At 70.9% G+C, this 24,533-nt stretch carries 22 protein-coding genes and 2 pseudogenes; 10 read left to right on the plus strand and 14 right to left on the minus strand.

Annotated elements, in window-relative coordinates; all coding sequences use genetic code 11:
- Positions 1–66 precede the first annotated feature (66 nt).
- A complete protein-coding gene (locus ABTY98_RS11755; RefSeq protein WP_352220708.1) occupies positions 67–342 on the minus strand; it encodes a hypothetical protein in 276 nt (91 codons plus the stop codon).
- Entirely contained in the window at positions 339–563 is a 225-nt protein-coding gene (locus ABTY98_RS11760) for a hypothetical protein (RefSeq protein WP_352220709.1), read from the minus strand. Before ABTY98_RS11760 ends, ABTY98_RS11755 begins: the two co-directional genes overlap by 4 nt.
- A gap of 128 nt (positions 564–691) precedes the next feature.
- Between ABTY98_RS11760 and ABTY98_RS11765 the strand changes: the two genes are divergently transcribed.
- Together ABTY98_RS11765 and ABTY98_RS11770 are read left to right on the plus strand one after the other, a co-directional pair.
- Positions 692–1,516 (plus strand): helix-turn-helix domain-containing protein, encoded by an 825-nt coding sequence (locus tag ABTY98_RS11765; RefSeq protein WP_352220710.1) that lies wholly within the window; start codon positions 692–694, stop codon positions 1,514–1,516.
- Complete coding sequence (locus ABTY98_RS11770) at positions 1,503–1,730, plus strand: DUF397 domain-containing protein (protein WP_352220711.1); 228 nt, start codon at positions 1,503–1,505, stop codon at positions 1,728–1,730. Before ABTY98_RS11765 ends, ABTY98_RS11770 begins: the two co-directional genes overlap by 14 nt.
- Here the strand turns inward: ABTY98_RS11770 and ABTY98_RS11775 are convergent.
- The 5 genes from ABTY98_RS11775 to ABTY98_RS11795 form a co-directional block, all read right to left on the minus strand.
- Entirely contained in the window at positions 1,720–2,481 is a 762-nt protein-coding gene (locus tag ABTY98_RS11775) for an HNH endonuclease family protein (protein WP_352220712.1), read from the minus strand. The genes ABTY98_RS11770 and ABTY98_RS11775 overlap by 11 nt on opposite strands.
- On the minus strand, positions 2,478–3,890 hold the full coding sequence (locus ABTY98_RS11780) for an AAA family ATPase (protein ID WP_352220713.1): 1,413 nt from the start codon (positions 3,888–3,890) through the stop codon (positions 2,478–2,480). Before ABTY98_RS11780 ends, ABTY98_RS11775 begins: the two co-directional genes overlap by 4 nt.
- Positions 3,891–3,981: 91 nt before the next feature.
- Positions 3,982–4,782, minus strand: coding sequence for a sugar phosphate isomerase/epimerase family protein (locus ABTY98_RS11785; RefSeq protein ID WP_352220782.1), 801 nt, complete (start codon positions 4,780–4,782; stop codon positions 3,982–3,984).
- A 32-nt stretch (positions 4,783–4,814) separates the two neighbouring features.
- Positions 4,815–5,966 carry a dihydrodipicolinate synthase family protein gene (locus ABTY98_RS11790; RefSeq protein ID WP_352220714.1) on the minus strand — a complete coding sequence of 384 codons (1,152 nt, stop codon included), beginning with the start codon at positions 5,964–5,966 and terminating at the stop codon, positions 4,815–4,817.
- A complete protein-coding gene (locus tag ABTY98_RS11795) occupies positions 5,963–7,120 on the minus strand; it encodes a Gfo/Idh/MocA family protein (protein ID WP_352220715.1) in 1,158 nt (385 codons plus the stop codon). Before ABTY98_RS11795 ends, ABTY98_RS11790 begins: the two co-directional genes overlap by 4 nt.
- A gap of 227 nt (positions 7,121–7,347) precedes the next feature.
- Here ABTY98_RS11795 and ABTY98_RS11800 point away from each other — a divergent pair, with 227 nt between their 5' ends.
- Complete coding sequence (locus ABTY98_RS11800) at positions 7,348–8,394, plus strand: LacI family DNA-binding transcriptional regulator (RefSeq protein WP_352220716.1); 1,047 nt, start codon at positions 7,348–7,350, stop codon at positions 8,392–8,394.
- A gap of 96 nt (positions 8,395–8,490) precedes the next feature.
- Here ABTY98_RS11800 and ABTY98_RS11805 read toward each other — a convergent pair whose 3' ends face one another.
- Together ABTY98_RS11805 and ABTY98_RS11810 are read right to left on the minus strand one after the other, a co-directional pair.
- Positions 8,491–9,741: an FAD-dependent monooxygenase gene (locus ABTY98_RS11805; RefSeq protein WP_352220717.1), complete on the minus strand. Its 1,251-nt coding sequence runs from the start codon at positions 9,739–9,741 to the stop codon at positions 8,491–8,493.
- A 129-nt stretch (positions 9,742–9,870) separates the two neighbouring features.
- Complete coding sequence (locus ABTY98_RS11810; protein ID WP_352220718.1) at positions 9,871–10,266, minus strand: hypothetical protein; 396 nt, start codon at positions 10,264–10,266, stop codon at positions 9,871–9,873.
- A 363-nt stretch (positions 10,267–10,629) separates the two neighbouring features.
- Between ABTY98_RS11810 and ABTY98_RS11815 the strand changes: the two genes are divergently transcribed.
- A complete protein-coding gene (locus ABTY98_RS11815; protein ID WP_352220719.1) occupies positions 10,630–11,565 on the plus strand; it encodes a bifunctional helix-turn-helix transcriptional regulator/GNAT family N-acetyltransferase in 936 nt (311 codons plus the stop codon).
- 17 nt (positions 11,566–11,582) lie between these two features.
- Positions 11,583–12,383 (plus strand): sugar phosphate isomerase/epimerase family protein, encoded by an 801-nt coding sequence (locus ABTY98_RS11820; protein ID WP_352220720.1) that lies wholly within the window; start codon positions 11,583–11,585, stop codon positions 12,381–12,383.
- Positions 12,384–12,398: 15 nt separating this feature from the next.
- Here ABTY98_RS11820 and ABTY98_RS11825 read toward each other — a convergent pair whose 3' ends face one another.
- Together ABTY98_RS11825 and ABTY98_RS11830 are read right to left on the minus strand one after the other, a co-directional pair.
- A complete protein-coding gene (locus ABTY98_RS11825; RefSeq protein ID WP_352220721.1) occupies positions 12,399–13,028 on the minus strand; it encodes a GNAT family N-acetyltransferase in 630 nt (209 codons plus the stop codon).
- A gap of 22 nt (positions 13,029–13,050) precedes the next feature.
- Positions 13,051–13,491 (minus strand): annotated as a pseudogene (locus ABTY98_RS11830) (carboxyvinyltransferase); the annotation flags it as partial.
- Between the two features lie 647 nt (positions 13,492–14,138).
- Here ABTY98_RS11830 and ABTY98_RS11835 point away from each other — a divergent pair.
- Both ABTY98_RS11835 and ABTY98_RS11840 read left to right on the plus strand, forming a co-directional pair.
- The gene (locus tag ABTY98_RS11835; protein WP_352220722.1) at positions 14,139–15,971 is read left to right on the plus strand and encodes a glycoside hydrolase family 3 protein; all 1,833 of its coding nucleotides are present in this window, start codon (positions 14,139–14,141) and stop codon (positions 15,969–15,971) included.
- 76 nt (positions 15,972–16,047) lie between these two features.
- Positions 16,048–16,665: a hypothetical protein gene (locus tag ABTY98_RS11840; RefSeq protein ID WP_352220723.1), complete on the plus strand. Its 618-nt coding sequence runs from the start codon at positions 16,048–16,050 to the stop codon at positions 16,663–16,665.
- Positions 16,666–16,825: 160 nt separating this feature from the next.
- Here the strand turns inward: ABTY98_RS11840 and ABTY98_RS11845 are convergent.
- The 3 genes and pseudogenes from ABTY98_RS11845 to ABTY98_RS11855 form a co-directional block, all read right to left on the minus strand.
- Positions 16,826–17,251 (minus strand): annotated as a pseudogene (locus ABTY98_RS11845) (aminopeptidase); the annotation flags it as partial.
- Between the two features lie 95 nt (positions 17,252–17,346).
- Complete coding sequence (locus ABTY98_RS11850; RefSeq protein WP_352220724.1) at positions 17,347–17,739, minus strand: hypothetical protein; 393 nt, start codon at positions 17,737–17,739, stop codon at positions 17,347–17,349.
- A gap of 181 nt (positions 17,740–17,920) precedes the next feature.
- Positions 17,921–21,664 (minus strand): ABC transporter ATP-binding protein, encoded by a 3,744-nt coding sequence (locus tag ABTY98_RS11855; RefSeq protein WP_352220725.1) that lies wholly within the window; start codon positions 21,662–21,664, stop codon positions 17,921–17,923.
- A gap of 226 nt (positions 21,665–21,890) precedes the next feature.
- Here ABTY98_RS11855 and ABTY98_RS11860 point away from each other — a divergent pair, with 226 nt between their 5' ends.
- From ABTY98_RS11860 to ABTY98_RS11870, 3 genes are all read left to right on the plus strand, one after another.
- The gene (locus ABTY98_RS11860) at positions 21,891–22,433 is read left to right on the plus strand and encodes a dihydrofolate reductase family protein (protein ID WP_352220783.1); all 543 of its coding nucleotides are present in this window, start codon (positions 21,891–21,893) and stop codon (positions 22,431–22,433) included.
- A 104-nt stretch (positions 22,434–22,537) separates the two neighbouring features.
- Positions 22,538–23,383 carry a serine hydrolase gene (locus ABTY98_RS11865; protein ID WP_352220726.1) on the plus strand — a complete coding sequence of 282 codons (846 nt, stop codon included), beginning with the start codon at positions 22,538–22,540 and terminating at the stop codon, positions 23,381–23,383.
- Positions 23,384–23,447: 64 nt separating this feature from the next.
- A complete protein-coding gene (locus ABTY98_RS11870) occupies positions 23,448–24,485 on the plus strand; it encodes an esterase-like activity of phytase family protein (RefSeq protein ID WP_352220727.1) in 1,038 nt (345 codons plus the stop codon).
- The last annotated feature ends 48 nt before the right edge of the window (positions 24,486–24,533 follow it).

Genomic DNA, 24,533 nt, shown 5'->3' on the forward strand with positions numbered 1-24,533 from the left:
CCAACGAGCGACACCCGGACCAACCACGACCAAGAACCGAATCAGCAGTCACCAACCCGGCCAAGGTCAGTAACCACGCGGCAACCGTGCGCCCCTGCTCTCGGCGACACGCTTGACGTCCCTCAGCGATTCGCTCAGCCGCCGGGCCAGGTAGCGGAGTTCATCACCGCTCAGCCGCTGCTCGGCGAGGAGTTCGGCCGCGTGGTCGAGCAGGTCGCCCGCCATGCCGAGGTGCATGCTCTCGATCTGGTCGGCGAGCCGGGAGACGTATCCCGTCCCGTCACCCACGAGATAACCGGGTTTGCCGTCCGCACCGGTCCAGGGAAGCAGGCGCCCGCTCATACGTAGATCTCCACATGGTCGAGATAGGGACGGACGAGCGGACTGTCCTCGCCTCGCAAGGGAGCTTCGCCCCTGCGGTACGCCGTCGGGCGGCCGACGTACGGGCACGAGTACGGATGCGTGTACGCGAGCGGTACGACCGGCCTACGGCGCCGTCGTCCGCGAGCGGGCAGGAAGAGCCGGAGCAACGGCTCGACCAGCCGGGCCAGGAGATACGTCATGCCAACCTGCCTTCTCATCTGCGGTGACTTCGCTGTGTGGCGACTCCCTCACAGAGTGGGGTCGGGGTGGCTACGCTTCTAGAGGCGGGGACTTGACAGAGCCTTTGTCAGGAACGGGAGTTGGCTGCATGAACGAGCGCCAGAAGCCTCGGACACAACGGGAGAAGTACGGAGAGGAGCTGAGGCTGCGGCGGATGACGGCCGGTCTCACTCAGGAGGAACTGGGCGAGCTGGTCGTGTGCTCGCCCACACTGATCAGCCACTTCGAGGCGGGGAGGCGGCTGCCGAAGCCGGACGACGCGCGCCGGATCGACCGAGCCCTGAAGACGGACGGGTTCTTCGAGCGGTGGCTGGAGGATCTGGAGTCGAAGTACACCGATCACTTCGCCGCGGTCGCCGAACTGGAGCAACAGGCCACACTGATCAACCAGTTCGCGCTCTCGCTGGTTCCCGGTGTACTCCAGACCGACGACTACGCGCGCGCCCTCTTCTGCGCCTACCGGCCGAACTACACCCCTGAGGAACTTGACGAGTTCGTTGTCATCCGAACAAAACGCCGCCGCATCCTCGACGGGCCGTCGCAACCTGTCGTCTGGACCTTGCTCGATGAGGCCGTCCTCCGTCGCCGTGTTGGCGGACCACAGGCCATGGCGGAACAGCTGCACAAGATCGCGGACATGGCGGAGGCAGGGCGGCTGCGCCTGCACGTTCTGCCGTACGGCGTGGGGGCACACGCTCTCATGCAAAGCCTGCTCACCCTCATGACCTTCGACGACTCCGCGCCGCTCGCCTACGTCGAGGGCTTCCTGACCGGCAACCTGATGGATGATCCGGCCCTGGTGAGCGCCTCTCAGACCGCCTACGCTCTGGCCCTGAGCGACGCGTTGTCGCACCAGGAGTCACTGGCCCTTGTCAGGGCGGCAGCAGAGGAACACGTACATGGTCAGCAGTGAGCACACCGTCCCCAACGCGTCCGCCCTCACCGGGTGGTACAAGTCCAGCTACAGCGGCGGCGACCAGGGTGAATGCCTCGAAATAGCCCGTGGCCACGCCGTCGTACCCGTCCGCGACAGCAAGGCGGGGTCCACCGGTCCGGCGCTGCTCTTCTCGTCCGACGGCTGGGCCGCGTTCGTCGGGGCCGTGCGGGACGGGCGCATCAGTAGCTGAGGCCCCGGAAGTACAGAAACGCGGACCGCAGTTCGGAATCGCGGAGGAGGTCGAGGACCTCCTCCTCCCCCGCGAACAGGGCATCGGCCGCCGGATGGCCGGACTGGTGGAACATGGCGGCCAGGACGTCGATGAGGGGGCGGTTCCAGGCGACCCGGACGATCTCCTTCGCCTTGTCACGTTGCCCCTTGTCCATGGCTATACGCCACAGTTCGATGGAGTGCCTGGCCGTCGCGTAGGCGTCCGTGCGTCCCTTGACCAGGACCGCTCTCGCGTTGAGGCCGAACACCTCGATACAGGCCCGTCCCCGGTCGGTCAGGCCCCGGTACGTTCCGAGCGGGAGCACCAGCCATAGGTGGTCCAAGGGGTCCTCGGCCGTCGGGTCGACGAGCAGGGGGCTGCCGTCGGTCGCGATGGGAAAGCGGTTCCGCTTCTGGTTGCTGTTGCAGAACGAGCAGGCGAGCAGATGGTTGAGCCAGTCGAAGGTACGCAGCGGAGCGAGGCTCTTCGGCTCGAAGTGGTCGATGTCGGTGCCCTGGCCGTCACCGCAGTACATGCAGCGTTCGCGGCCGGGAGCCATCTCCGCAAGCCCCGCGACGAGTGCGGGGCGGACCTGTCGGCGATTCGCCCAGAGTGCCTTCGCCCGGTCCTTGCGTTCCTTCTCCGTGGCCTGCTGCCGGATGTCGTCGGTGTAGTCCTTCAACCGTTCCGTCGTGGCCGCCGGCAGGACGGCACGCCGAAGGCGGATCACTCCTCCGCATCCTTCACGCCCTCAGCGATCTCCGCCGCCAGCCGCTGGAGGTGCGCGCTCACCTCATCCACGCGGGCCGACGGCGAGCTGGCGAGCCGCTCCTTCAGTTCTCGGTAGCGGGCGAGCGACTCGGAGGACGAGGCCCCGTCGTAGATCTCCGCCTCCAGTTCCACGAACTCGGCCCTCACCTGCTCGGCCCGCTCGGAGTAGGGCGTGTCGAGACCGAAGAGGTCGGAGAGCACGGCGTCGTCGCCGCTGCCGTACACCACCCGGTCGTAAAGGTCCTGGCCGACGACCTCGGGCGGGCGCGCTTCGTTTACTCCGGGCAGCCTGATCAGGCCGCCGGGATCCGCCGCCTGGCAGATGTAGGGGCTGTGCGTCGTGACGATGAACTGGATGCGGGGGAAGTGGCCGGTCAGCCAGGGGCCGATCCGGCGTTGCCAGGAGACGTGCAGATGGGCATCGATCTCGTCGATGATGACGACGCCGGGTGTCATCAGCGCGATCGATCCACCTCTGGACTCCCAGAGGTCGGACTCCCACAGGTGGTCGCCGAACACGTCGTGGAGCTGCTTGAGGATGTCTACGACAAGCGCCGCCACCGTGCGGAACCCATCGCTCATCTCCCGCAGTGGGAAGCGGCTGTCGTGCCGCTCGACCCACAGGCCCTCGGAGTCGACGTCGTTGATCCGGTAGCCGTCCGGCAGCAGTCCGTCGCGAAGCAGCGCCAGCGCGAACGCTTTCAGTCCCTGAGCGCCCCCTCTGCCTTCCAGCGCGCGCAGATGCTGCTCGATCAGCCAGGCGACCCCTTCGGCAAGTGAGGCGTCCTCATGGAAGAGACTCGCGTGCCTGGCTACGGGCCCGGACGCCAGCATCAGCCGCTGCACCTCGCCCGAGCCGCCGGCCATCCGCCGGAACGGCCCGTAGGCCGCGGAGAACCAGCCCGCTGGGTTGTCCGCCCACGGACCACGGCGGGCGATACTCGTCTGCGCCTTGGTGTACCTGATCTCGTCGAGCCCGGGCAGGGCGCCCCGGCGGATCGGAACCCGGCCTGCGAAGCCGTCGCGGGGCGTCTTCCAGCGAAGCCCGGCCCGGAAGGCGCCAGCAGGCGGGCGGCCCTGGGAGAACCGGTCGTGCTGCGCGTCCCGGCTGATCTCGACCTCGACCTGACCCGCTGTACTCTGTTCGGTCACCCAGTTCTCGAACACCGGCACCAGGCTGCGGGCCACCCCCGGCCCACTGAGCGCAAGGGCCATGGCCCGCAGCAGTGTCGTCTTGCCCGCGCCGTTGCGCCCGGCGAGCACCGTCCACCCGGCGTGACTGCCGTCGGGGCGGGTCAGGGTGAGATCGACCGCGCGGGGGCCGTGGAAGGACTTGATGTCGTTCACGAGGATCCGGCTGACGTACATGGGCGTCGGCGTCCGTTCGTTCGGGTGTCGCCCCCGATCCTAGGGCCGTGGCCTGCCCCTCGGCCCAGGAAGCGGGCAGGCCACCGACCCGTCAGTCCGCCGTGTGCGCCACGAAGCGGTGCACGGTCTCCGCGAGCACCTCGCGGCCGTCCCTGGCCCACAGCCCCTCGTTGAACAGCTCGACCTCGATGGGACCGGTGTAGCCCGCCGCCTCCACGTACCCCTTCCACTCCCGCATGTCGATCGCACCGTCGCCGATCTGGCCGCGGCCGTTGAGCACGCCCTCGGGCAACGGTGTGGTCCAGTCCGCGAGCTGGAAGGTGTGGATACGACCGCCCGCACCGGCGCGGGCGATCTGTGCGGGCGCCTGGTCGTCCCACCAGATGTGGTACGTGTCGACGGTGACGCCGACCTGGTGGGCGGGGAAGCGTTCCGCGAGGTCCAGGGCCTGGGTGAGGGTGGAGACCACACAGCGGTCGGAGGCGTACATCGGGTGCAGCGCCTCGATGGCCAGCCGGACCCCGTGCCGCTCCGCGTAGGGGCCCAGCTCCCCCAGCGCGTCCGCGATCCGCTCCCGCGCCCCGTGGAGGTCCCGGGAGCCCGCAGGCAGGCCACCGGAGACCAGTACGAGGGTGTCCGTGCCGAGGGTCGCCGCCTCCTCGACCGCCCGCCGGTTGTCGGCGAGGGCCGCCGCCCGCGCCTCGGGGTCGATCGCCGTGAGGAAGCCGCCCCGGCACAGGGTGGTGACGGTCAGGCCCGCCTCGCGGACCAGCTTGGCGGTCGCGTCGACGCCGTACGCCTGGACCGGCTCGCGCCACAGGCCGACGCCGGGCACGCCCAGCTTCAGGCAGGCGTCGGCGAGTTCGGGCAGCGACAGCTGCTTCACCGTCATCTGGTTGATCGAGAAGCGGGACAGATCGCCGGTCACTGGGTCACTCCGTACAGGGCGAGGAGGGTCTTCATCCGGTCCTCGGCCAGCTTCGGGTCCGGGAACAGGCCCAGGCCGTCGGCGAGTTCGTAGGCGCGGGCGAGGTGCGGCAGGGAACGGGCCGACTGGAGGCCGCCGACCATGGCGAAGTGTGCCTGGTGGCCGGCGAGCCAGGCCAGGAACACCACGCCCGTCTTGTAGAAGCGGGTGGGGGTCTGGAAGAGGTGGCGGGAGAGTTCCACGGTCGGGTCGAGCAGCGCGCGGAAGCCCACCGTGTCGCCCGTGTCCAGGATCCGTACCGCCTCCGCCGCCAGCGGGCCCAGCGGGTCGAAGACGCCGAGCAGGGCGTGGCTGAAACCCTGGTCGTCGCCGGCGATCAGCTCGGGGTAGTTGAAGTCGTCGCCGGTGTAGCAGCGGACGCCCTGCGGGAGGCGGCGCCTGAGGTCGATCTCCCGCTGCGCGTCCAGCAGGGAGACCTTGATGCCGTCGACCTTGTCGGGGTGGGCGGCGATGACCTCCAGGAAGGTGCCGGTCGCCGCGTCCAGGTCGCTCGACCCCCAGTAGCCGGCCAGCGCCGGGTCGAACATCGGGCCGAGCCAGTGCAGGACCACCGGCTCGGCTGCCTGGCGGAGGAGGTGGCCGTAGACGTCCAGGTAGTCCTCGGGGCCGGAGGCCGCGGCGGCGAGCGCCCGGGAGGCCATCAGGACGGCCTGGGCGCCCGACTCCTCGACGACCGCGAGCTGCTCCTCGTACGCGGCCCGGATCCCGGCGAGCGTGCCCCCGGTGATCTGGTCGGTGCCCACCCCGCAGGCGATCCGGCCGCCGACCGCCTTCGCCTCGGCGGCGCTGCGGCGGATCAGCTCGGCCGCGCCCGCCCAGTCGAGGCCCATGCCGCGCTGGGCGGTGTCCATCGCCTCGGCGACACCGAGGCCGTGGGACCACAGGTGGCGGCGGAAGGCGAGGGTGGCGTCCCAGTCGACGGCGGCGGGCGAGTCCGGGGAGACGTCGGCGAACGGGTCGGCGACGACATGGGCCGCCGAGAAGACCGTGCGGGAGGCGAAGGGGGTGCCGGGGGTGACGGCGAGCGGCTCGCCGCGCGGCTCGTAGGTCCGCAGTTCCCCTTCGGCGCCGGGCAGTTGGATGGTCACAGCGCGATCTCCGGTACGTCGATACGGCGGCCCTCCGCCGAGGACCTCAGGCCCAGCTCGGCGAGCTGCACACCGCGGGCGCCGGCCAGCAGGTCCCAGTGGTAGGGGGTGTCGGCGTAGACGTGCTTGAGGAAGAGTTCCCACTGGGCCTTGAAGCCGTTGTCGAACTCGCCGTTGTCCGGGACCTCCTGCCACTGGTCGCGGAAGACCTCGGTGGCCGGGATGTCCGGGTTCCAGACCGGCTTGGGGGTCGCGGACCGGTGCTGGGCACGGCACTTGCGCAGGCCCGCGACGGCGGAGCCCTCGGTGCCGTCGACCTGGAACTCGACCAGTTCGTCACGGTTGACGCGGACCGCCCAGGAGGAGTTGATCTGGGCGACGGCGCCGCCGTCGAGTTCGAAGATGCCGTAGGCGGCGTCGTCGGCGGTGGCGTCGTAGGGCTTGCCGGTCTCGTCCCAGCGCTGCGGGATGTGGGTGGTGGCGATGGCCTGGACGGACTTCACCCGGCCGAACAGCTCGTGCAGCACGTACTCCCAGTGCGGGAACATGTCGACGACGATGCCGCCGCCGTCCTCCGCGCGGTAGTTCCAGGACGGGCGCTGCGCGGGCTGCCAGTCGCCCTCGAAGACCCAGTAGCCGAACTCGCCGCGGATGGACAGGATCCGGCCGAAAAAGCCGCCGTCGATGAGCCGCTTCAGCTTCAGCAGGCCGGGCAGGAAGATCTTGTCCTGGACGACGCCGTGCTTGACGCCCTTCGCGTTCGCCAGCCGGGCCAGCTCCAGGGCGCCCTCCAGACCGGTCGCCGTCGGCTTCTCGGTGTAGATGTGCTTTCCGGCCACGACGGCCTGCCGGATGGCCTCCTCGCGGGCGGAGGTGACCTGGGAGTCGAAGTAGATGTCGACGGTCGGGTCGGCGAGCACGGAGTCCAGGTCGGTGGAGATGTGTTCGTCGGACAGGCCGTGCCGGTCGGCGATCCCGCGGAGCGCGTGCTCCCGGCGGCCGACGAGGATCGGTTCCGGCCACAGCACGGTGCCGTCGCCGAGGTCGAGACCGCCCTGCTCGCGCAGCGCCAGGATCGAGCGGACGAGGTGCTGGCGGTAGCCCATGCGCCCGGTCACGCCGTTCATGGCGATACGCACCGTCTTGCGTGTCACGTGAATCCCTTCGTCCGCATGCGTCTCAGCAACGCAGCAAGCGCTTTCTATATGGTCTGAAGCTAGCCTTTCACCACTGGTCTGTACAAGACCGTGATGGGGTCGAGTTGTTCGAGGGGGCGAACAACGGGAGTGAATGGCCTTATGGTCTGCACGGCAAGGGGGCTTCCTTTGATCAGGCTGTGTACGACGGCGTACGAAGAGACGCGCGACCGGAGGACGACGAGATGACGGTGACCCTGGCGGACGTGGCGGCCCGCGCCCAGGTCTCGCCCGCGACGGTGTCGCGCGTACTGAACGGCAACTACCCCGTGGCGGCGTCCACGCGGGAGCGGGTGCTGCGGGCGGTGGACGAGCTGGACTACGTCCTCAACGGGCCCGCGAGCGCGCTCGCGGCGGCCACCTCCGACCTGGTCGGCATCCTCGTCAACGACATCGCCGACCCGTTCTTCGGGATCATGGCGAGCGCCATCCAGGCCGAGATCGGCGGGCCGGGCGGGCGCGCGGGCGGCGAGCGGCTGGCGGTGGTCTGCAACACCGGGGGGTCGCCGGAGCGGGAACTGACCTATCTGACCCTGCTGCAACGGCAGCGGGCGGCGGCGGTGATACTGACCGGCGGGGCCGTGGAGGACGCGCCGCACGCGGCGGCGGTGGCGGCGAAGCTGCGGAAGCTGGTGGACGCGGGGACCCGCGTGGTGCTGTGCGGGCGGCCGCCCGCGCCGGACACCGACGCGGTGGCCCTGACCTTCGACAACCGCGGGGGCGGCCGGCAGCTGACCGAGCACCTCATCGGCCTGGGCCACCGGCGGCTGGGCTACATCGCGGGTCCGGAGGAGCGGACGACCACCCGGCACCGTCTGGAGGGCCACCGGGAGGCCCTGGCCGCGGCCGGCATCGAGGAGGACCCGCGCTGGACCGTGCACGGGCGCTACGACCGGCGGGCGGGGTACGAGGCGACGCTCGAACTACTGCGCCGCGACCCGTCGCTGACGGCGGTGGTGGCCGCGAACGACTCGGTGGCGCTGGGGGCGTGCGCCGCGCTGCGGGAGTCGGGACTGCGGATCCCGGCGGACGTGTCGGTGGCCGGCTTCGACGACCTCCCGTTCAGCATCGACGCGGTGCCTTCGCTGACGACGGTACGGCTGCCGCTGGCGGAGGCGGGGGCACGGGCCGGCCGCATCGCCATGGGCCGCGAGGAGCCCCCGCCGGGCGGCATCGCGACGGTCCGGGGGGAGCTGATGGTACGGGGGTCTTCGGGGGTGCCGCGGGGCTGAGGGGGCGGCCGGCAGGAACGGTTCCGCAGACTTCTCCCATGGCGGCCGCCGCGGCCGTCGGGTCAGCGGGGGCCGGTACCGGTCCCTACGCCGGTCTCAGCGCTTGCCCCGTACGGACCGCCCCAACAGCGGCAGCGGTGCCTCGCCCCTCTTCCGGTCGCGGTACCAGCGCTTCCCCGTGTCGTAGGCCCGTCGGGCGTGCCGTACCGGTGCCAGTTGGGCGGCGAGGTGGGCCTGGTAGCGCCAGGGGGCCTGGCGGCCCTGGCGGACCGCCATCGCGTAGGCGAAGTCGACAGGATCGCGGTCCAGGTAGTCGTCGAGGTGCTCGAACCAGGCCATGCTGGTGCGCGCCGCCGCCTGGACGGGGTGCAGTTCCGCGCGGCGGCGCTTGTCGTACTCGCGCAGCGCGGTCCGAGGATCCGGGAACTCCTTCAGGGCGGAGGCCAGTACGATCGCGTCGATCATGGCGAGCCGGGTGCCGGATCCCAGGGTGAAGTGGGTGGTGTGGGCGGAGTCGCCGGCCAGCACGACGGGCGGCCCGGCGTCGGTCCCGTCGACCCAGGTCTTGTTGCTGATGTGCGTGAACCGCTGCCACTTCGCCGGCGCACCGCGTGATCTGCTGATCAGGGAGTGGCCGTCCAGGGCGCGGTGGAAGATCTTCTCCAGCAGGGGTACGGCGTCCTCCTCGTCGATCGTGTCGAGGCCGAGGCCCTGCCAGGTCTCGGGGGAGCACTCCACGATGCAGGTGCTGATCCCCTTGAACGACGGATAGGCGTGGAACCAGATCCAGCCGGCCTCGGTCTCCTCGAAGGCGAACACGAAGCTGTCGAACTGCCGGTCGGTACCGAGCCAGATGTAGGGGTTGCGGCCGGTCTCCATGCGCGGGCCGAAGTGCTCGGCGCGGCTCTGCCGGAGCCGGCTGCCCGCACCGTCGACGGCCAGGACCAGGTCGGCGTCGGGCAGGTCGGCGGGGTCGGCGAGGCGCTCGCCCTGCCGTACGTCCACGCCGAGGGACCGGGCGCGCCGGGTCAGGACGCCGAGTAGGGCCGCGCGGCCCATGCTGTAGCCGTAGCCGCCGAAGTACGCGGTGCCGACGTACCGGTTGCCGCGCACGTGGATGTCCTGCTGCTGCCAGAGCACGGAGCCGGCGCTCACCGCCCGTGCGCTCTCGGGGTCGTTGCGGTACAGGACGTCCAGCAGATCGTTCCAGTAGACGACGCCCCAGCCGTAGGTGGCCTCCGGCGGGTCCGCCTCCACAACGATGATCTCGTGCCCGGCGTCCCGCAGCTTCGCCGAGATCGAGAAGTACAGCCCGGCCGGGCCTCCGCCCACACAGACGATCCTCATCCGGACACCGCCTCCACTGCCCCGGGGCCGGGGGCCCGCAGGGGATTTGATGCATGGATCCGGGTGCCCGTAGACGGGCACCCGGATCCATCCTTTGCTCTCAGGGAGCGTCAACCACTGTGGCCTGACTCAGTCTCCCCAGTCGCCCCCGCCCCAGCCCCAGCCATAGTCGTTGTAGCCGCCGTAGCCGCCGTGGTCTCCGCGGTCGCCGCCGTAGCCGCCGTAGCCGCCGTGGTCTCCGCGGTCGCCGCCGTAGCCGCCATGGTCGCCGCCGTAGCCGCCATGGTCGCCTCCGCCACCGTGGTCGCCTCCGCCGCCGTGGTCGCCGCCGCCACCATGGTCGCCGCCGCCACCATGTCCGCCGCCGCCGTGGCCGCCTCCGCCGCCGTCGTCCTGGTAAGTGACGACGTGGTCAGGTGCGGAGCTGGTGGCTGCGCTGGCGACTCCGGCTCCGGCGAGCGCCAGGATGGGTGCCGAGATCGCAGCGATGGCCGCCCTCTTCATACGTGTGCTGTGCGCGCGCATGGTTTCGCCCCTCTCCGAGGGTGTGGTGTTTACGGCGGCCGCAGAAGGGGCCGCCCTGCGTGCGCTACAGAGCCTGCGCGCAGCTCTGAGCGCGTCCGCCGCCCCTGATGCCGGTTCTCCGCACCGCACGGGCTCTCCGGCGGACCACGCCATATCCGAGATTGAAAACGGACATTAGTGACGTTCGTGTATAAACCTACGGCGCGGGCGACACGAAGTCAAAAGCAGTACAGAAGCCGGGCAACGAGAACAAGCAAAGCCCGCGGGACCGCCGTTCGGACCGACGCCTTCCGGCCGGACGGGGTGGCGGGATAGCCTCGGAGGCACGGCATCTCTGACTCAGTCAACCATCGGGGTCCAGCCATGACCGTCCAGGACATCCGTGCCTTCAACCGCTTCTACACCCACGTCATCGGCGCCCTCGACTACGGCCGCCACCTCTACGCCCCGTACACCCTCACCGAGGCCCGGGTGCTGTACGAGCTCGCGCACTCCGCCGACACCGACGCGGCCGACCTGCGGGCCGAGCTCGCACTGGACGCCGGGTACTTGAGCCGGATCCTCAACAAGTTCGAGGAGGCCGGGCTGATCGAGCGCTCACCCTCGGAGAAGGACCCCCGGCGCCGGCGGGTGTCGCTCACCGCGGGCGGCCTGTCCGCCGCCGAGCTGCTCGACGAGCGGGCCCGGGAGACGGTCGGCTCGCTGCTGGGGACTGTCGACCCCGGTGAGCGGCCACGGCTGGCCGAGGCCATGCGCACCATCCGTACGATCCTGGGCGACGCGCACGCCCCCGACGGCGCCGGCGAGGTCGTGCTGCGCGAACCGCACCCCGGCGACCTGGGCTGGATCGTGCAGCGCAACGCCGCGCTGTATGCCGCCGAGTACGGCTGGAACACCGACTACGAGGGCCTGGTGGCGCGGATCGTCGCCGACTACGCCGAGGACCACGACCCGCATCTGGAGCGGACCTGGATCGCCGAGTGGGCCGGGCGGCCGGTGGGCTGTGTGATGTGCGTACGGGACGACGCCCCGGGCACCGCACGGCTGCGGCTGCTGCTCGTCGAGCCGGAGGCCCGGGGGCTCGGCATCGGGGACCGGCTGGTCGGCGCCGTGATCGGCTTCGCGCGAGGGGTCGGCTACCGGGAGCTGGTGCTGTGGACCAACGACGTCCTCGCCGCCGCCCGCCGTCTCTACCAGCGGCACGGCTTCGTCCTCACCGCCGAGACACCTCACCGCTCCTTCGGCAGGGATCTGGTCGGGCAGGACTGGCGACTGGATCTGCACGGAACCGGCGAGTGAGAAGTAGGTTGGTGAGCATGAGGTTCGCCTTCTCCACCCTCGGGGTTCCCGGTCTGCCGGTGTCGGACGTGCTGGCGCTCGCCACCGCCCACGGCTATCACGGCGTCGAGCTGCGCGCCCATCCGGAGGAACCGGTGCATCCCGGCCTCGGCCCGGCCGCGCGGGCGGACGTGGCCGCCGAGTTCAAGGCGGCCGGGGTGGAGGTCCTGGGCGTCGCCGGGTACGCGCGCGTCGCGGCCCCCGGCGAGGACGCCCCGGTCCTCGACGAGGTGCGCCAACTCCTCCAGCTGGCCCACGACTTGGGCGCCCCCTTCGTCCGGGTCTTCCCCGGCGCCGATCCGGCACTGCCCACCGCCGAGTCCGACGCGATCGCCGCGCGGCGGCTCGGCACGGTCGCCGAGGACGCCTCCGCGCTCGGTGTCCGGGTCCTGCTGGAGACACACGACTCGCACCGCACCGGCGCCGACGCGATCCGCGTGCTCGGTCCGGTCGGCCACCGCATGGTCGGATCCGTCTGGGACGTCATGCACACCTGGCTGGGCGGCGAGCAGCCCGCGGAGACCTACGCGGCCCTCGCCCCGCACCTCGGCTATGTCCAGGTCAAGGACATCGCCTCGGCCGAGGACACCACACCGCTGCCGCTCGGCGCCGGGATACTGCCGCTCTCCGACTGCGTGGAGGTGCTCTCCCGGCACGGCTGGGACGGCTGGCTGTGCTGGGAGTACGAGAAGCGCTGGTACGAGGCGGCGGCCCCGCTGCCCGGCCTGCTGACGGCGGGCCGGGAGCACCTGGCACGGCTGCTCAACGAGTCGGCGTGAGCACGGTTCGTCGGCTCAGCGTGGGGCGGTGAACCTCGCCACCCGGTCTTCCAGTCGCTTACGGCACTGCGGCCACTCCGCCGCCGTGACGGAGAAGATCGCGGAGTCGCGGAGCCGGCCGTCCTCGCCCGGCACCCAGGAGCGGGACCAGTTGCGCAGGACGCCCTCGAAGCGGGCGCCGACAGCGGCGACGGCGGCACGGGAGCGCTCGTTACGGGCGTCGGTCTTGAGGTCGACGCGGGAGACACCCCAGCTGTCGAAGGCGTGCCGGAGGAGGAGGTACTTGGCTTCCGCGTTCACCCCGGTGCCCTGCGCGGAGGCGGCCAGCCAGGTGAACCCGATCTCCACCGCGTCCAGTTGGTCCTCGGCGAGCCAGCACCGGGGATCCCAGAACGCCGTCACACCCACGGCCCGCCCGGTCGCCAGGGACACCTGCGCGTACGGCGCGAGCCGACCCGTCGCCGCGCGAGCGAGCTGGGCGTCGACGTAGACGTCGACCTCCTCGGCCCGGGGGACCCACGTGAACGCGTAGCTCCCCCGGTCCTCCTCCGCCGCCACCGCCAGATCGTCCGCGTGCCGGTGCTCCAGGGGTTCCAGGCGCACCAACTCGCCCGCCAGTACCGGTCCTTGCAAGCTATAGGTCACACCCGGAGTCTCGCCTACCCGATCACGCGCCGTCGAACGGAATTCCCCACCCTGCGGCCAGCTCCCCGAACGCCTCGTGGAAGCCAGGGAACGTCTTCTTCACGCACCCGGGGTCGTCGAAGGAGATCCCCGGCATGCGCAGGCCGGTCACCGCGAGGGACATGACGATGCGGTGGTCGCCGAAGGTCCTGATCTCGGCCGGGGCCGGAGTGCCGGGCCGGATCTCGATCCAGTCCTCGCCGGTGGCGACCTCGACGCCCAGCCGGCGCAGGTTCTCCGCGCAGGCGTCGAGCAGGTCGCACTCCTTCACCCGGGTGTTGGCCACGTCCTCGATCCGCACGGGACCGTCCGCGAACGGGGCGATCGCCGCGAGGGTGGGCATGGTGTCGGAGATGTCCCGCATGTTGACGGTGAGGCCGTGGAGCCGCCCAGTGCCGCGGACGGTCGTCCGGTCCGCGGCGATGCCGCATGTCGACACAGCCCCGCGCCCCTTCCAGGGCGCTTCACTGACGTACCTTCAATCCCTCCGCTCCCGACTTCCCGAAGTCGGGAACCCGGCCTCCGCCCCGTCCGTCCAACCCTCAGGCTGTCGGAAGAGTCTCCGTGGTGCGGTGTCGGCCCTCGCTGCTGGCTGCGATCGCTGACCCACCCTCTCCGCCGCACCACGGCCGCCGGCCCGCCGCCATCGACGTGCCCCCCTCCAATGCGCCGATGGCGGCCCCTTTCTGGTCGGGGCCTGCGGTGCGTCAGCCCGAAGACGCGGGGTGTGGCACGCGCTCCCCCAGAGGGGGGACCCCCAGCCGCGTTGTCGTCACTCGCCGACGTCCCCCAGTCTTCGGCCGGGGGTGCCCCCACCGCGTCGCCCGCCGCGATGGGGGTGCCCCCGCGCGAGCTTGTTCGAGCGTGGGGGAGGCTGATGTCCACGCCTCCTCCGCCTTGCAGCCGTACGCACCACACCCCGCTCACGTCCGCCGAACGGGTGCCGTTCCTGTCCTTCAGGCTGACGCACCGGGCAGGCCCTGTGCATTCCCTTGACGGAAAGAAACTTCCCGAATATTGGTGTGCCTACGGAAGTTTCCTTCAGCCGGTTCTCCACCGGAAGGAGCGCACGTGCCCTCCAGACGCACCGTCCTCGCCGCGACCGCGGGCGTCACCGCGGGACTGACCGTCGGCCACAGCGCGTACGCCTTCGGCTCCGACGACAAGAGCTCCGACGACGCGAAGCTCCGCTCCCTCATCTCCCGTATGAGCCTTGAGGAGAAGGTCGGCCAGCTGTTCGTGATGCGGGTCTACGGCCACTCCGCCACCACCCCCGACCAGGCCGACATCGACGCCAACCTCAAGGAGATCGGCGTCCGTACCGCCGCCGAGCTGATCGCCCGGTACCGCGTCGGCGGGATCATCTACTTCACCTGGGCGCACAACACCCGGGATCCGCGGCAGATCGCCGAACTGTCCAACGGGATCCAGCGGGCCTCGCTGGAGCAGCCGCGCGGCCTCCCCGTCCTCGTCGCCACCGACCAGGAGCACGGCGCCGTCTGCCGGATCGGCAGGCCCGCCGCGCTCTTCCCGGGTGCGATGGCCATGGGAGCGGGCGGCTCACGCGCCGACGCCCGTACCCTCGGCCGGGTCTCCGGCGCGGAGTTGCGGGCGATGGGCGTCCGTCAGGACTACTCCCCCGACGCCGACGTCAACGTGAACCCGGCCAACCCCATCATCGGCGTACGGTCCTTCGGTGCCGACCCGGACGCGGTCGGCGCGCTTGTCGCCGCCGAGGTGCAGGGCTACCAGGACGCCGGGGTCGCGGCCACCGCCAAGCACTTCCCGGGGCACGGCGACACCTCCGTGGACAGCCACTTCGGCTTCCCGGTCATCACGCACAGCCGGGAGCTGTGGGAGAAGCTGGACGCGGTCCCGTTCCGGGCGGCGGTCAAGACGGGCATCGACTCGATCATGACCGCGCACATCCAGTTCCCGGCGCTGGACGGCTCCGGCGACCCGGCCACCCTCTCCCACCCCGTCCTCACCGGCATCCTGCGCGGCGAACTCGGCTACGACGGGGTCGTGGTGACCGACTCGCTGGGGATGGAGGGCGTGCGCACCAAGTACGGCGACGACCGCGTGCCCGTGCTCGCCCTGAAGGCCGGCGTCGACCAGCTCCTCAACCCGCCCACCCTGGACGTGGCCTGGAACGCCGTCCTGAAGGCCGTACAGAACGGGGAGCTGACCGAGGCGCGCCTTGACGAGTCGATCGTGCGGATCCTGCGGCTGAAGTCCCGGCTGGGGCTGCTCGACCGGCCGTACGTCAACGCCAAGGAGGTCGGCCGGGTGGTGGGCACGGCCCGGCACCTCGCCACCGCCGACCGGATCGCCGAGCGCACCACCACCCTGCTGGTCAACGAGGGCGGGCTGCTCCCGCTGTCCCGCCGCACGCACGGCAAGGTGCTGGTGGTGGGCGCCGACCCGGCCTCCCCGTCCGGTACGACGGGCCCGCCCACCGGCGTGCTCGCCTCCGCCCTCACCGAACTCGGCTTCGCCGCGAGCGCGTTGTCCACCGGTACGGCACCCTCCGCGGCGACGATCGACAAGGCGGTCGCGGCGGCGCAGGGGGTGGACGCGGTGGTGGTCGGGACGTACAACGTGACGGCGGGCAGCGGACAGCAGCGGCTGGTGGAGCAGCTCGTGGCGACCGGCCGGCCGGTGGTGGCGGTGGCCGTGCGCAATCCGTACGACATCGCCCAACTGCCCACCGTGAAGGCCTGTCTGGCGTCCTACTCCTGGACGGACGTCGAACTGCGGGCCGCGGCGCGGGTGATCGCCGGGCGGGTCGCGCCGCGCGGCAGGCTGCCGGTGCCGGTGCAGCGGGCGGACGATCCGGCGCAGGTGCTGTACCCGATCGGCCATGGGCTGACGTATGAGACGTACGTAATGGATCGGGCGTAATACCCCCAACAGGCGGAAAGCCTCCCGCACAGCTGGCGTGGGCCGTGGTCACGGGCCACGCTGGCAGGGGGTGGGTATGAGGAGCAGACGTCTTTCGGGGGTGCTGGTGACGCTCGCCGTCGCCCTGCTGTCGTCAGGGTGCCGGCCGTCCTCGCCAGGGGAGCCGGCGGGCAGCGCGCGGTCGACGGCGAGCCAGACGGTGTCCGGGTACGGTGCGCGGTTTCTCGCGGTCGGCGAGTGCAGCTCGTTCGGGACCGCCAGTTTCACCGAGGTGCCCTGCACGAGCGAACGGGCGGCGGCCCGGGTCGTCGCCCGGTACGACGGCGGCATCGCCGCCGGACCGGCGTGCCCGGCCACCACCGACTTCGTGCTGCACATCGGCGCCCAGCGCACCAGCGGCGACGAGGGCGGTGACGGAACGATCCCGCAGGGCTATGCCTGTATGCGCAACCTGGAGCCGCCGCACCCCGGGGACCCCGGCGGGGGCGGCGGACCGCGCACGATCGTCGGCGACTGTGTCTACGGCTCGGGCCACGGCCAGGTCCGGGAGACCGCCTGTGACGGCTCGGGGAAGCGGAAACCGCAGTACAAGGTGGTGCGGGCGGTGACCGCGCGGGCCCGGTGCCCGGCGTCGACGGCCCTGTACGTCCAGCTCGGCGGCGAACGGCCGGTGGGCTGCGCCCGCCACGTGTGAACGCTCCATACCGGCAAGGGTGAGGGCCCGGCGGGTGCTGCCGGTCAGCTGTCCTGTGCGGGCTCGGCGTCGGCGCCGCCGGTGAGTGCGGCCGCGGTCAACGTGAGGTGGCGGGTCAGGACCTCGGCCGCCGTGTCGGCGTCGCGGCCTTCCAGATACCCTGCCAGATGTCCAGTTTGGACCAGTCGGCCGGGACGGGACGGGACGGGCTGAAGAAGCGGTACTCCATGGAGACCTGGTTGCCGTCCACGATCTGGGTCGGCTCGCGGCGGCTCGGTGCCGTGGAGACGTTGTAGCCGCCGGTGTAGAAGACCGTCGGCCGGCTGACGTCCTTGTGCAGCACGGTGATCCGCTGCTGGAAGGTGCCGCGGTCCGGGTGGCGGTGGTCGACCGGCTGGGCGTAGTTCAGGACGAAGTAGCGGTACCCGGCGTACGGCTTCTCCTGGATCAGGCTCATGCCCGGTATCGCCAGCAGCTGGTCCTTGATGTCGGTGGCCGTCGGCTCGGCGGCGGTGGCCGCCCTCGCCGTGCTCAACGTGCCTATGAGCACCGTGAGCGCCAGCAGCCATCCGAGCGCCTTGCGCATGCGCACTCCCCTGGAATCTGTGTGACAGATGTGCGCCGGAAGCTATCGGAGCAACTGCCGTCACACCAAGGGGGATTGAGCGGACGTAAGGGCGTTCAGCACAGAATCCAGCCGGAACTCGCCGAGCTCCGGCCGACCGCACCCTTCACCCACACGCACCGATGCCCGGCGTGCACGGTCACCGGGCCCGCGTGGTACCTGTACTTGCCCTTGTCGACGACCGGACGGTTGCCGCGGGCCTGGACGCTGACGGACATCACGCGCTTGCCGCCGGACTCCTTGGGGAGCGTGATCGCGCAGACGTAACCGCCCTGCCGGTAGATGTGCACGGTGCCGGTGGCGAAGGGCAGGGTCCGCACCTCGCGTCCGGCGCAGTCGGCCGCCGTCACGGCCTGGGCCTCGGCCGGTGCCACGAGGGCGAGCGCCCCGGAGGCGGCCAGCACGGCCGCGCCGAGCGCGAGCCCCCGGCGTATGACACCTCTGTCCACAGTCGTCCCCTCCCGTACCGCAACCGCGCACCAGCCATGACCGTACTGATGTACGGACGCCCGACATATGTCGGATGGTTGCACGTCCGTCAGGAACGCGAGTCCGCCCCCCTGCGATGTGTTGATCGGCCGCGTGCCCGCTTCGAGCCGGAATCCAGGAGCAGGCGTGCCACAAGAGCGGTCAGCGGGTCGCGCCCACCGGTTCCTCCGGCTCCTCTGCCTGGCCGATGAAGGTGCGCCACAGGTCGGCGTAACGGCCGTCGCGGGCGAGGAGTTCGTCGTGGGTGCCGTCCTCGGCGACCCGGCCGTGGTCCATGACCACCACCCGGTCGGCGCGGGCGGCGGTGGTCAGCCGGTGGGCGACCACGAGCGTCGTACGACGGCCCGCCAGCCGGTCCGTCGCCAGGTTGACCTGGGCCTCCGTCGCCAGGTCCAGGGCCGCCGTCGCCTCGTCGAGGAGGAGGACGTCGGGGTCGACGAGTTCCGCGCGGGCCAGGGCGATCAGCTGGCGCTGGCCCGCCGAGAGGTTGCGGCCGCGCTCGGCCACCTCGTGGAGGTAGCCGCCCTCGAGGGTGGCGATCATCTCGTGGGCGCCGACCGCACGGGCCGCCGCCTCCACCTCGGCGTCGGTCGCGTCCGGGCGGCCGTAGGCGATGGCGTCCCGGACGGTCCCCTGGAAGAGGTACGCCTCCTGCGGAACGACCCCGAGGCGATGGCGGTACGAGGTGAGGTCCAGGGTGCGCAGATCCGTGCCGTCGACCGTCACCCGGCCGCCCGTCGGGTCGTAGAACCGTGCGACCAGCTTGACCAGCGTCGACTTGCCGGCGCCGGTCTCGCCGACGAAGGCGACCGTCTGCCCGGCGGGGATGGTCAGGTCGATGCCGCTCAGGGCCGCGTCGCCGTCTTCGGCGGCGCCGTACGCGAAGTGCACGTCCTCGAAGACGATCTCGCCCCGGAGTTCGGGCACCTCCAGCGGCTGGTCCGCCGCCCGCGTCGACGTCTGCTCGCGGAGCAGTTCCTGGATACGGCCGAGGGAGACGGTCGCCTGCTGGTAGCCGTCGAAGACCTGGGAGAGCTGCTGGACGGGCGCGAAGAACAGGTCGATGTAGAGGAGGTAGGCGACCAGCGCACCGGTGGTGAGCGTCGCCGCCTCCACCCGGTGGGCGCCCGCCACCAGCACACTCGCCGCGGCCACCGACGACAGCAGCTGGACGAACGGAAAGTAGACCGATATCAGCCACTGGCCGCGGATGCGGGCCTTGCGGTAGCTCTCGCTGCGCTCGGTGAAACGGCGGCCGCTGTCCCGCTCGCGCCGGAAGGCCTGCACGATCCGCAGGCCCGACACGGACTCCTGGAGGTCGGCGTTGACCACCGACACCCGCTCACGGGCGAGTTCGTACGCCTTCACGCTCGCCCGGCGGAAGAAGAAGGTCGCGACGATCAGCGGGGGCAGGGTGGCGAAGACGACCAGCGCGAGCTGGACGTCGATCACCAGCAGGACGACCATGATGCCGAAGAAGGTGACGACGGAGACGAAGGCGGTGACCAGCCCGGTCTGGAGGAAGCTCGACAGGGCGTCGACGTCGGTCGTCATCCGCGTCATGATCCGGCCGGTCAACTCCCGCTCGTAGTAGTCGAGTCCGAGCCGCTGGAGCTGGGCGAAGATCTTCAGCCGGAGGGAGTAGAGGACGCGTTCGCCGGTACGGCCGGTCATCCGGGTCTCGCCGACCTGGGCCGCCCACTGGGCGAGCACCGCGACCAGCCCCAGCAGCGAGGCCGCCCAGACCGCGCCGAGCGCCGTCTTGGTGACGCCCTGGTCGATGCCGTGCCGGATCAGCACGGGCAGCAGCAGGCCCATGCCCGCGTCCACGGCGACCAGGGCGAGGCTGACGAGAAGGGGGCGCCCGAAGCCGCGCAGCAGCCGGCGCAGACCGTAGGAGTCCTCGGGGCGTACGGCCCGGGCCTCGTCTATGCCGGGGGTGTCGGTGGCCGGGGGCAGCGCGTCGACCTGGGCGAGGAGTTCGGGGGTGGCCGGGGTGCCGGCGAGGGCGAGGTCCCTGGGCGTACGGTCGCCGGTCCACAGGCGCGGGGTCACTCCTCGCTCGGCGTCGAACTCCGCGTCCAGTTCGTCCCGGACGGTCGTGTCCTCCTGCGGGACGGCGGGGAGGGCGTGGCCCGGGGAGACACCGCCCAGCTCGTCGGGGTCGGTGAGCAGCCGCCGGTAGAGGGGGGACCGCTCCTGGAGTTCCTCGTGGGTGCCGATGTCGGCGAGGCGGCCGCCGTCGAGTACGGCGATGCGGTCGGCGAGGTTGAGGGTGGAGCGGCGGTGCGCGATGAGGAGGGTGGTGCGGCCGCGCATCACGTGTTTGAGCGCCTCGTGGATCTCGTGCTCCACGCGGGCGTCGACCGCCGAGGTGGCGTCGTCGAGGACGAGCAGCCGGGGGTCGGTGAGCAGGGCGCGGGCGAGGGCGACGCGCTGGCGCTGGCCGCCGGAGAGAGTGAGGCCCTGCTCGCCGACCTTGGTGCCGTAGCCCTCGGGCAGCTCGGTGATGAAACGGTCGGCCTGGGCGGCGCGGGCGGCTTCCTGGATCTCCTCGTCGGTCGCGTCGGGGCGGCCGTAGGCGATGTTGTTGCGGACCGTGTCGGAGAAGAGGAAGGAGTCCTCCGGAACCAGGCCGATGGCCGCCCGCAGCGAGTCGGAGGTCAGCTCGCGGACGTCGTGGCCGCCGACCAGGACGGCACCGTGGGTGACGTCGTAGAAGCGCGGCAGGAGCAGGGAGACCGTGGACTTGCCGGAGCCGGAGGAGCCGACGACGGCGAGGGTCTCGCCCGGCCGGATCTCGAAGCTCAGCCCCTTGAGGACCGGGCGCTCATGGTCGTACCCGAAGGACACGTCGTCGAACTCGACGGTCGCGGGCGCGTCGGCGGGCAGGGTCCTGGTCCCCTCCCGCAGGGTCGGCTCGGTGTCGATCAGCTCCAGGACGCGTTCGGTGCCGGCGCGGGCCTGCTGGCCGACGGTGAGGACGACGGCGAGCATCCGGACCGGGCCGACCAGCTGGGCGAGGTAGGAGGAGAAGGCCACGAAGGTGCCGAGGGTGATGTGACCGCGGACGGCCAGCCAGCCGCCGAGGGCCAGCATGGCGACCTGGCCGAGAGCCGGGACGGACTGCAGGGCCGGGGTGAACCTGCTGTTCAGCCGTATGGTGCGCAGCCGGCCCGCGAACAGCTTCCGCCCGACCTCCCGGAGCTTGCCGGTCTCCTGCTCCTCCTGCCCGAAGCCCTTCACCACGCGTACGCCGCTCACGGCGCCGTCGACCACGCCGGCGACGGCGGCGGCCTGGGCCTGGGCGTACCAGGTGGCGGGGTGGAGCTTGCTGCGGCTGCGCCTGGCGATCCAGTACAGGGCCGGGGCGACGGCGAGGGCGACCAGGGTGAGCGGCAGCGACAGCCAGGCCATGATCCCGAGGGAGATCAGGAAGAGAAGGACGTTGCCGATGGTCATCGGCAGCATGAAGAGCAGGCCCTGGATCAGCTGGAGGTCGCTGGTGGCGCGGCCGACCACCTGGCCGGTGGACAGCTCGTCCTGCCGCCGTCCGTCGAGCCGGGTGATGGTGTCGTACATCTCGGTCCGCAGGTCGTGCTGGACGTCGAGGGCGAGCCGTCCGCCGTAGTAACGGCGGACGTAGGTGGCCGCGTAGACGAGGACGGCGGCGCCGATCAGGGCGGCGGCCCAGGGGCCCATGGACCGGCTGTGATCGCCGATCACGTCGTCGATGATCACCTTGGTGATCAGGGGCACGAGGGCCAGTACGGCCATGCCGGCCAGCGAGGACCCGAGCGCGAGTACGACGTCCTTGGGGTGCCGCCAGGCGTACCCTGCCAGCCTGCGCGCCCAGCCCTGTCGCTCCCCCTGTTGCGCTGCCACGCGACCGCCCTCCGTTCGCCCTGCTCTTCCGCATGACAACAACGCGGACGGAACCGGATTTCATCCCTCCGCAACAAATCCGGGCCCTGGGGACGAGGGGGGCTGGAGATCCGAGGGGATCCCGTAAGCGGCGACGAGTCCTGCGGCGTCCGTCGGTCGTACTGTCGAACCCCTGCCGCGGAGGACTTCCGATGCGCAGCGTGATGTATTCGACGTGACGTATTCGATGGGCGTCTCACTTGACGGCTACGTCGTCGGGCCCGACTACGGCTTCGACTGGACGGCGCCCGACGAGGAGGTCTTCCGCTTCGTCACCGACGAGATTCGAGAGGTCGGCGTCCACCTGCTGGGGCGACGGCTGTACGAGACGATGCCGTACTGGGAGACCGCCGACCAGGATCCCTCGCTCGACGGCCCGATGCTCGAGTGGGCCGCGCTCTGGAAGCCGCTCTGCAAGGTGGTGTTCTCCACCACGCTCTCGGCGGTGCGGGGCAATGCCCGCCTGGCCTCCGGCGGCCTGGCGGAGGAGATCGAGCGGTTGCGAGCAGAGCCCGAGGAGGGCGACATCGCGATCGGCGGCGCGGCTCTCGCCGCCGAGGCGGCAGCGCTGGGCCTGATCGACGAGTACCGGGCCAGGATCTACCCGGTGCTGGTCGGCGGAGGCATTCCGTTCTTTCCCCGGCGCGAGCGCCGGGTGGACCTCGAACTCGTCGAGACCCGCACCTTCGGCTCAAAGGTCGTCCACCTCCGCTACCGCGTGGCGCGCTAGGACGGGGCTGCGTGGGCCGAACAGCTGACGGCGGCTGATAACGACTCGTCAAACCCTCCCCCGCCCGTACAACCATTCGTGCGAACTCACGCGTCAATCCGGTCATGACTCACCGGATATCCAGACGCGCCAGGGTGCTGGCGACGATTGTCGGCGGGGCCGCGTTCACCGCGGGGGTGGCCGCACCCGCCTCGGCAGCCGCTCCCACCATCAGCTGCACGTCCGCGAAGGCGGGCCTGGCCGCGAAGCTGAAGAAGGACATCACCGCGGCGATGGCGAACCGCAAGGGGACCATCGCCGTCGGACTCTACGACCGTTCCACGAAGACGACTTGCACGCTCCGCGACACCACGCACTACGACTCGGCCAGCACCGTGAAGGTGACGGTGCTCGCCACGCTGCTGTGGGACGCCAAGAAGCACAACCGCTATCTGACGACCACCGAGCAGTCGCTGGCCAAGGCCATGATCACCAAGTCGGACAACGACGCGACCAGCAAGCTGTGGAAGCAGTTGGGCCTGACGAAGATCAAGGCGTTCCTGACGGCCGCCGGGATGACCCAGACCACCCCGGGCGCCAACGGCTACTGGGGCCTCACCCAGATCGACGTGCACGACGAGCAGCGGCTGCTCGCCATGATCACCGCCAAGAACACGGTCCTGAGCGACAACTCACGGGCGTACATCCAGAAACTGATGGGGCAGGTCATCTCGTCCCAGCGCTGGGGCACCCCGTACGGCGTCCCGTCCGGGGTCTCCGTGCACGTCAAGAACGGCTGGCTGCAGCGCTCCACGCACGGCTGGCGGGTGCACAGCCTCGGCACCTTCAAGGGCGGCGGCCACGACTACATGATGTCCGTGCTCACCCACGACAACAGCACCATGAACTACGGGATCACCACGATCCAGGGCATCGCAAAGGTCGTTCACAAGGACCTGGCCGAGAGCTGACCCCGGTCCGATCTTTCATTGACGGGCCTCCCGCCCGTCACCGGATCCCCATACGGTGACGGCCATGCGCCTGCGAACCGTACTCGCCACCGTCACCGCCGGCCTGGCGGCGGCCACCTGTCTGTCCGCCGCCGGGCCGGCCGTCGCCTCGGCCAAGTCCGCCCCGGTCAACGCCTGTTCGTCCTCGGTCTCCATCGACGGCTTCTCCGACGCCCTCGACAAGACGACCTTCGACGGCACCTTCGTCGGCAACTTCTCCGCCCTCGCCCTGGACCGGCACGGCTCCCTCGCCGCCCTCTCCGACCGGTCCTCCCTCTTCGACCTCGACGCGAAGACGCTCGCGCCGAAGAAGGTCGTCCAGCTCGCCGACGAGAACGGCACCGCGCTGGACTCCGAGGGTCTGGTCGTGGACCGCGACGGCACCCGGCTCATCACCTCCGAGACCGAGCCGTCGATCCGCCGCTACTCGGTGGACGGCAAGATCCTCGACCGGCTCCCCGTGCCGTCGTCGCTGCTGGTCTCCCCGGCCGGCCGGGCCACCACCAACCAGACCTTCGAGGGCCTGACCCTCCTCAACGGTGGCCGCACCCTGCTGGCCTCCATGGAGTACGCCCTCTCCGGCGACACCGCCGGGATCGTCCGCTTCCAGACCTGGCAGCGCACCAAGGGCGACCACTTCAGGCTGTCGGCCCAGTACGCCTACCGCACCGACGACCCGATCCTCGGCGTCCCCGAGGTCCAGGCGCTGCCCGACGGCCGCCTCCTCGTCCTGGAGCGCGGCTTCACCGCCGGCGTCGGCAACACCGTCCGCCTCTTCCTGGCCGACCCGCGGCACGCCACGGACACCAGCGGCATCAAGAACCTCACCGGACAGGCCGACGTCCGCCTGGTCAAGAAGACGCTGCTCACGGACATCGCGACCTGCCCGACCCTGGGCGCCACGGCCAAGCAGCCGCAGCCCAGCCCGCTCCTCGACAACATCGAGGGCATGGTGGTCACGGGCCGCTCGAAGGGCGCGTACAAGGTCCTCCTGGTCAGCGACGACAACCAGAACGCGGCCCAGACGACACGGTTCTACCGGCTGTCGGTCCGCACACACTGAGACAGCGGCCACGGAGGGCGGTCGTATCCGAGGATCACCGGCCGCCCT

This window comes from Streptomyces sp. NPDC096040 (assembly GCF_040303265.1).
GTDB lineage: Bacteria > Actinomycetota > Actinomycetes > Streptomycetales > Streptomycetaceae > Streptomyces.